Annotated in this window: 8 protein-coding genes; 6 read left to right on the top strand and 2 right to left on the bottom strand. The window is 65.9% G+C overall.

Annotation, left to right across the window (positions count from 1 at the left end; all coding sequences use genetic code 11):
- The first annotated feature begins 121 nt into the window (after window positions 1-121).
- Window positions 122-1,015, top strand: coding sequence for a 1-aminocyclopropane-1-carboxylate deaminase/D-cysteine desulfhydrase (locus CC207_RS19790; protein WP_088852627.1), 894 nt, complete (start codon window positions 122-124; stop codon window positions 1,013-1,015).
- Here CC207_RS19790 and CC207_RS19785 read toward each other — a convergent pair.
- Window positions 1,006-1,551 (bottom strand): cytochrome b, encoded by a 546-nt coding sequence (locus CC207_RS19785; RefSeq protein WP_028692911.1) that lies wholly within the window; start codon window positions 1,549-1,551, stop codon window positions 1,006-1,008. The genes CC207_RS19790 and CC207_RS19785 overlap by 10 nt on opposite strands.
- Before the next feature lie 122 nt (window positions 1,552-1,673).
- Complete coding sequence (locus CC207_RS19780; protein WP_028692912.1) at window positions 1,674-2,663, bottom strand: DUF1853 family protein; 990 nt, start codon at window positions 2,661-2,663, stop codon at window positions 1,674-1,676.
- A gap of 45 nt (window positions 2,664-2,708) precedes the next feature.
- On the opposite strand from CC207_RS19780, the gene CC207_RS19775 reads away from it, so the two are divergent.
- The 5 genes from CC207_RS19775 to CC207_RS19755 are packed head-to-tail and all read left to right on the top strand — an operon-like array spanning window position 2,709 to window position 6,540.
- The gene (locus CC207_RS19775) at window positions 2,709-3,599 is read left to right on the top strand and encodes an NAD(+) kinase (protein ID WP_023632574.1); all 891 of its coding nucleotides are present in this window, start codon (window positions 2,709-2,711) and stop codon (window positions 3,597-3,599) included.
- Entirely contained in the window at window positions 3,599-4,570 is a 972-nt protein-coding gene (locus CC207_RS19770) for a metallophosphoesterase (protein WP_028692913.1), read from the top strand. Before CC207_RS19775 ends, CC207_RS19770 begins: the two co-directional genes overlap by 1 nt.
- On the top strand, window positions 4,567-5,439 hold the full coding sequence (locus tag CC207_RS19765) for a rhomboid family intramembrane serine protease (protein WP_028692914.1): 873 nt from the start codon (window positions 4,567-4,569) through the stop codon (window positions 5,437-5,439). The genes CC207_RS19770 and CC207_RS19765 overlap by 4 nt, the downstream gene beginning before the upstream one ends.
- Before the next feature lie 13 nt (window positions 5,440-5,452).
- On the top strand, window positions 5,453-5,713 hold the full coding sequence (locus tag CC207_RS19760) for a YeaC family protein (protein WP_011532970.1): 261 nt from the start codon (window positions 5,453-5,455) through the stop codon (window positions 5,711-5,713).
- On the top strand, window positions 5,710-6,540 hold the full coding sequence (locus CC207_RS19755) for a DUF2797 domain-containing protein (RefSeq protein WP_028692915.1): 831 nt from the start codon (window positions 5,710-5,712) through the stop codon (window positions 6,538-6,540). Before CC207_RS19760 ends, CC207_RS19755 begins: the two co-directional genes overlap by 4 nt.
- The last annotated feature ends 2 nt before the right edge of the window (window positions 6,541-6,542 follow it).

Genomic DNA, 6,542 nt, shown 5'->3' with positions numbered 1-6,542 from the left:
CGGCAACGGCAACGGCAACGGCAACGGCAACGGCAACGGCAACGGCAACGGCAACGGCAACGGCAACGGCAACGGCAACGAGCAGCACGTCTGCATCTGCGCGATCAGATAAACTGCCTTCATGTCTGATTATTCACTCCCCCAAGCCCCTCTGCATCGCCTGGACCTGCCTTGGTTATGCCACGCGAGAATCAACGCCGCGGTCCTGCGCCTGGACCTGATCGACCCACTGATCAGCGGCAACAAATGGTTCAAGCTGCGTCATCACCTGCTCCAGGCCCGCACGGCCAATGCCCCGGGCCTGATAAGCCTGGGCGGCAACCATTCCAACCATCTCCATGCCCTGGCGGCCGCCGGCAAGCGCTTCGGCTTCGCCACCGCCGGCCTGCTGCGTGGCCACCCCCAGGAAACACCGACGGTACAGGACCTGCGAGCCCTGGGCATGGAACTGCACTGGGTCGGTTTCGGCGGCTACCGCGCCCGCCATGAACCCGGCTTCTGGCAGCCCTGGCAGGCCCGGTACCCAGGCTGGCACTGCATTCCCGAAGGCGGTGGCGGCCTGGCTGGTGCCCAGGGCTGCGGGTTGATCATCGAGCAGTGCCGGGCGCAACTGGCAACGCTCGGCTGGGCCGACTACGACGTCTGGTGGCTGGCAGCGGGAACCGGCACTACCCTGGCGGGGCTGGTGCTGGAAGAGGCGGGCAGGCATGCCGTTCATGGCGCTCTCGCCGTGCCGTTGGACCACGGCGTGCCAGAGACCGTCGTGTCATTGGCGGGCGTGCAGGGCTACGAGCTGCACGACGCCAGCCGTGGCGGCTTTGCCCGTATCGACGATGCACTGCTGGCGTTCATCGCCGACACCGAACGGCAAACCGGCATGCCGCTGGAAGCGCTCTACACCGGCAAGGCCCTGCTGGCCCTGCGCGACCAGGTCGAGGCCGGGCGTTTCGCCCCCGGCACCCGCCTGGTGTTCCTGCACACCGGAGGCCTGCAGGGACGACGCGGCTATTTGTAGGGCAGCATGCGCAGCAGCGTGTTGTCGCGCCGCACATAGTGGTGATAGAGCCCAGCCAGCGCGTGCAGGCCGATCAGCCAGTAGCCCCAGCTGCCGATACGCTCGTGCCAGCCCTTGATGAACTTGCTCAGGTCCGGATCCGGAGCGACGATGGCTGGCAGCTCCAGGCCATAGAACGGGATCGGCTTGTCAGCGGCGCTGAGGATCGCCCAGCCGGCCAGCGGCAGGCCGATCATCATCAGGTACAGCAGCAGGTGCACCAGGTGCGACAGGCCTGTCTGCCAGGCCGGCGGCCTGGGTACGATTGGCGGCGTGGGGCGCGACAGGCGCAGGGCCAGACGCAGCCAGACCAGCACGAACACCGTCAGCCCAAGCATGAAGTGCAGGTCTTTCATCAGGTCGCGTTCGGCGCTGCCCTTGGGAAACAGGCCGCGCAGCTCGATGCAGGCGTAGACAGCGGCCAGCAGCACCAGCATCAGCCAGTGCAGGGCGATCGACAGCCGCGCGTAATGGGCTGCGGGGGTGGATGAATCCATGGTGAGTCCTCGTCATCAGGTTGGAAAGGGCGCTCTTGCTGGCGCCTGGCTGTCATCGTAACGGTGCGGTGTAAAAAATGTGTTGATATGGGCAGGCAAGAATGTCTCGTGCTACACGGTCATCACCCCGTAAGGTGTGGCCAGCTGTCTGCCACCAGGAACAGCCGCTCGGCTTCGTGCCAGGCACCGTCTCCAACCTCTTCAAGCCTGACCAGCAACTGCGCCGGAGCCACTTCATCCAGTCCTAGCAACCAGCTGTCGAACTGCTCGGCCGCCCAGCAACGGTCTGCTTCAACTCGCGCCGGAGCCAGCCACCCCTGCCGGGATAACGGTTGCCAGCGTCCGAGGGGGCAGTGCTCGAGGTAATCCGCCCAATCCCGCCGATGCAGCCAGCGCCCGCGCAAATGCGTCGGATGAGCACCCAAAGGCGCCTCGGCATGTCCGGGCCAGGGATAGAACAGATAACCGCCGAGCCACAGGTGCGCCTGAACTTCGGCGATACCCAGGCCAGCCAGCGCTTCGCGGCTATGCGGCTGACCGGAGATCCTCAGTTGATGACCGGCCAGGTGCGCCAGCTTGGTGCCGAGGCGGTCATGGCAGCCGGGGCCGAGCCAGTGCGCGGGGTCCTGGCCATCGTCGACGGGTGGGCCCAGGTAGAGCTTGATGGCCAGTTCCAGATGATGATCGCCGTCACGGTCGCGCAGCAACAGGTCGAGTTCACCCAGGGTGCGCCCGCCGTCGCGGATTGCCAGGTTGGCCGCCAGCAGCTCAATGCCTGGCGCCTGCTGCAGGGCGAACTGCCACAGGCTTTCGTAGTACAAGCCCAGCCGCCGGCTGTTCAGGCGTGTCAGCCAGCTCAGCAGCGGCGTGGGCGCCAGGTCGAGCGCCGCGAGCCAGTGGCCAAGACGCTGTGGATCATCGGCCCAGGCGCTGCCCTGCAGCGGGTGGCGCTGGGGGCAGCCGGCCTGGGCCAGCAGCGGTGGCGACAGCAACGCCCAGGCCAGGTCGCGCACGGCAGGGTGGCGCAGCTGGCGGGGCAGGGACTCGAGATCGGCGAAGGGCATCATCCAGCGAGCATAGCCGGTTTGCCGCTGGCCGGTCCTTTCGCCCATAATCCCGGCATTGTCACCCCCGCCGCAGAGCTTTGCAGGAGCACCATGGAGCAATTTCGCAATATCGGTATCATCGGACGCCTTGGCAGCTCACAGGTGCTCGATACCATTCGCCGACTGAAAAAATTCCTCCTCGAGCGCCACCTGCACGTGATCCTCGAGGACACCATCGCCGAAGTCCTGCCCGGCCACGGCCTGCAGACCTCCACGCGCAAGCTGCTGGGCGAGGTCTGCGACCTGGTTATCGTGGTCGGCGGCGACGGCAGCCTGCTTGGCGCTGCCCGCGCCCTGGCCCGGCACAACATCCCGGTGCTGGGCATCAACCGCGGCAACCTGGGTTTTCTCACCGACATCCGCCCCGACGAGCTGGAAGAGAAGGTCGCCGAGGTGCTCGACGGCCACTATCTGGTGGAGAACCGCTTCCTGCTGCAGGCCGAGGTGCGCCGTCACCACGAGGCCATCGGCCAAGGCGATGCGCTGAACGATGTGGTGCTGCACCCGGGCAAGTCGACGCGAATGATCGAGTTCGAGATCTACATCGACGGCCAGTTCGTCTGCAGCCAGAAGGCCGACGGCCTGATCGTCGCCACCCCGACCGGCTCAACCGCCTACGCGCTGTCGGCCGGCGGCCCGATCATGCACCCCAAGCTCGACGCCATCGTCATCGTGCCGATGTACCCGCACACCCTGTCGGGCCGGCCGATCGTGGTGGACGGCAACAGCGAACTGAAGATCGTCGTATCCAAGGACCTGCAGATTTACCCGCAGGTCTCCTGTGACGGGCAGAACCACTTCACCTGCGCCCCCGGCGACACCATCACGGTGAGCAAGAAGCCGCAGAAGCTGCGCCTGATCCATCCGCTGGACCACAACTACTACGAGGTCTGCCGCACCAAGCTCGGCTGGGGCAGCCGCCTGGGCGGCAGGGACGACTGATGCTCGATCCGGCGCGCAGTTTCGACATCATCGGTGACGTGCACGGCTGTGCGCTCACCCTCGAACGCTTGCTCGACGCGCTCGGCTACAAGCGTGTCGGCGGGGTCTGGCGACACCCTCGGCGCCAGGCGCTGTTCCTCGGCGACATCGTCGACCGTGGCCCGCGCATCCGCGAGGCGCTGCACATCGTCCACGACATGGTCGAGGCCGGCCAAGCCTTCTGCATCATGGGCAACCACGAGTACAACGCCCTGGGCTGGGTCACCCCGGCACTGCCCGGCAGTGGCAAGGCCTTCGTGCGCGAGCACACCCCGCGCCATGCCCGGCTGATCGACGAGACCCTCACCCAGTTCGCCCAGCACCCCGGCGACTGGCACGATTTCATCCAGTGGTTCTATGAACTGCCGCTGTTCGTCGACGCCGGGCGCTTCCGCCTGGTGCACGCCTGCTGGGACCCTCGGCTGATCGAGCCGCTGCGCCAGCAGTACCCCACGGGCCGCATCGACGAGCACTTCGTGCAGGCGTCTGCGGTGTCCGGCAGTTTCGCTGCCACGGTGTGCAACCGCCTGCTGCGCGGTACCGACATGCGGCTGCCGGACGGCCTGACGCTGACCGGCGGCGACGGCCTGACCCGCGCTTTCTTCCGCACCAAGTTCTGGGAGGAAGACCCGCAGACCTACGGCGACATCGTCTTCCAGCCCGACGCGCTACCCGACGAGGTGGCCCGCACGCCCCTCAGCCACAGCCAGAAGAACGCCCTGCTGCGCTACGACGAGGACGAGCCACTGCTATTCGTTGGCCACTACTGGCGCAGCGGACGTCCGGCGCCGATTCGCGCCAACCTGGCCTGCCTGGACTACAGCGCCGTGCTCTACGGCAAGCTGGCGGCCTACCGCCTGGATGATGAAACGCGCATCGACCCGCACAAGTTCGTCTGGGTTGACGTCGACCGTCCGCAGGCCAGCCAATGAACGTGATCGAAGTACTGCGCCTGCCGCTGGCGGTCGACCTGAGCGGTTTCGTCGCCTTGCTGCGCCGCCTGCAGGTGCCGCACCGGGTGGTGGAGGAGGGCGAGGAACAGGTGCTGTGGGCGCCGCCGGCCATGGCCGGGGATGTGCTCGAGTTGTACCGGCGTTTCCCGGACGGCAATGCCGATCTGCAGGCAATGCCCGAACCCGTGGAAGTCGCTCCGGCGCAGCCTTCGCTGAAGGAGCAGGTCCTGGCCTGCAAGGTCACCGCCGCGATACTGATCCTGAGCGTGGTGGTCGCCGCCGTGACCGGCCTGGGCGACAACCTCTCGACCATCGGCTGGTTCACCTTCCTGTCGTTCAAGGTGCAGGGCGACTACCTGTACTTCACCCCGTTGCTCCAGGGGCTGGCCGAAGGCCAGTTGTGGCGCCTGGTGTCGCCGATGCTGCTGCACTTCGGCGTGCTGCACCTGGCAATGAACGGCCTGTGGTATTGGGAGCTGGGCAAGCGCATCGAGCTGCGCCAGGGCCCGTGGATGCTGTTGGGCCTGACCTTGCTGTTCAGCCTGGTGTCCAACCTGGCCCAGCATTTCACCAGCGGCCCGAGCCTGTTCGGTGGCTTGTCCGGGGTGCTCTACGGCTTGCTCGGGCATGTCTGGCTGTACCAGTGGCTGGCGCCCAATCCGCAGTTCAACCTGCCCAAAGGCGTTCTGGTGATGATGCTGATCTGGCTGGTGATCTGCCTGAGCGGCGTGGTCGGGCAGCTCGGCTTCGGCCAGATCGCCAACGCCGCTCATGTCGGCGGGTTGCTCATCGGATGCCTTACAGGGCTCTTGGGTGGCGCGCTGGCCCGGCGTAAACTGTCCGCCTGACTGAGGAGACAGCATGTCCACTTTCGCGCAAATGATCGAAAACATCACCCCCGAGATCTACGAGAGCCTGAAGACGGCCGTGGAGATCGGCAAATGGTCCGACGGCCGCAAGCTGACCGCCGAACAGAAGGAACTGTCACTGCAGGCGGTGATCGCCTGGGAGATGAAGAACCTCCCCGAAGAGCAGCGTACCGGCTACATGGGCCCGCAGGAGTGCGCCTCGAAGTCGGCGCCGATCGCCAACATCCTGTTCAAGTCGGACTCGGTACATTGATCGAACTCGCTCGTGGCTCTTTGAGCAAGATGGCGGTACGCCTGGACGCACCGGTCGTTCAATACAGTTTCCGCCTGGATGACGCCGAGGTGCCGGTCAATCCGCTGATCGGCCAGTCGATCCGTCTGGAATACCTCGGGGCGATCCATTGCACCCATTGCGGCAAACGCACCAAGACCAGTTTCAGCCAGGGATACTGCTACCCGTGCATGACCAAGCTGGCCCAGTGCGATGTGTGCATCATGGCCCCGGAGAAATGCCACTACGACGCAGGCACCTGCCGCGAGCCTTCGTGGGGCGAGCAGTTCTGCATGACCGACCACGTGGTGTACCTGGCCAACTCGTCGGGCATCAAGGTCGGCATCACCCGCGCCACCCAGCTGCCCACCCGCTGGCTCGACCAGGGCGCCAGCCAGGCGCTGCCGATCATGCGCGTGGCCACCCGCCAGCAATCCGGGCTGGTCGAGGACGTGCTGCGCAGCCAGGTACCGGACCGCACCAACTGGCGCGCGCTGCTCAAGGGCGATGCCGAGGTACTCGACCTGCCGGCCATCCGCGAACAGATCTTCGACGCCTGCGCCGACGGCATTCGCGGCCTGCAGGAGCGCTTCGGGTTGCAGGCCATCCAGCCGCTGCCCGACGCCGAGGTGGTGCAGATGCGCTACCCGGTCGAGGCCTACCCGAAAAAGATCGTCAGCTTCAACCTCGACAAGGACCCGGTCGTGGAAGGCACGCTGTTGGGCATCAAGGGCCAGTACCTGATCTTCGACACCGGCGTGATCAACATTCGCAAGTACACGGCCTACCAGCTGGCCGTGCTCCAGTAAAA

The sequence above is a fragment of the Pseudomonas sp. DrBHI1 genome, from assembly GCF_002205115.1.
Classification (GTDB): domain Bacteria; phylum Pseudomonadota; class Gammaproteobacteria; order Pseudomonadales; family Pseudomonadaceae; genus Aquipseudomonas; species Aquipseudomonas mosselii.
This window is presented reverse-complemented; position numbering and strand designations above follow the sequence as displayed.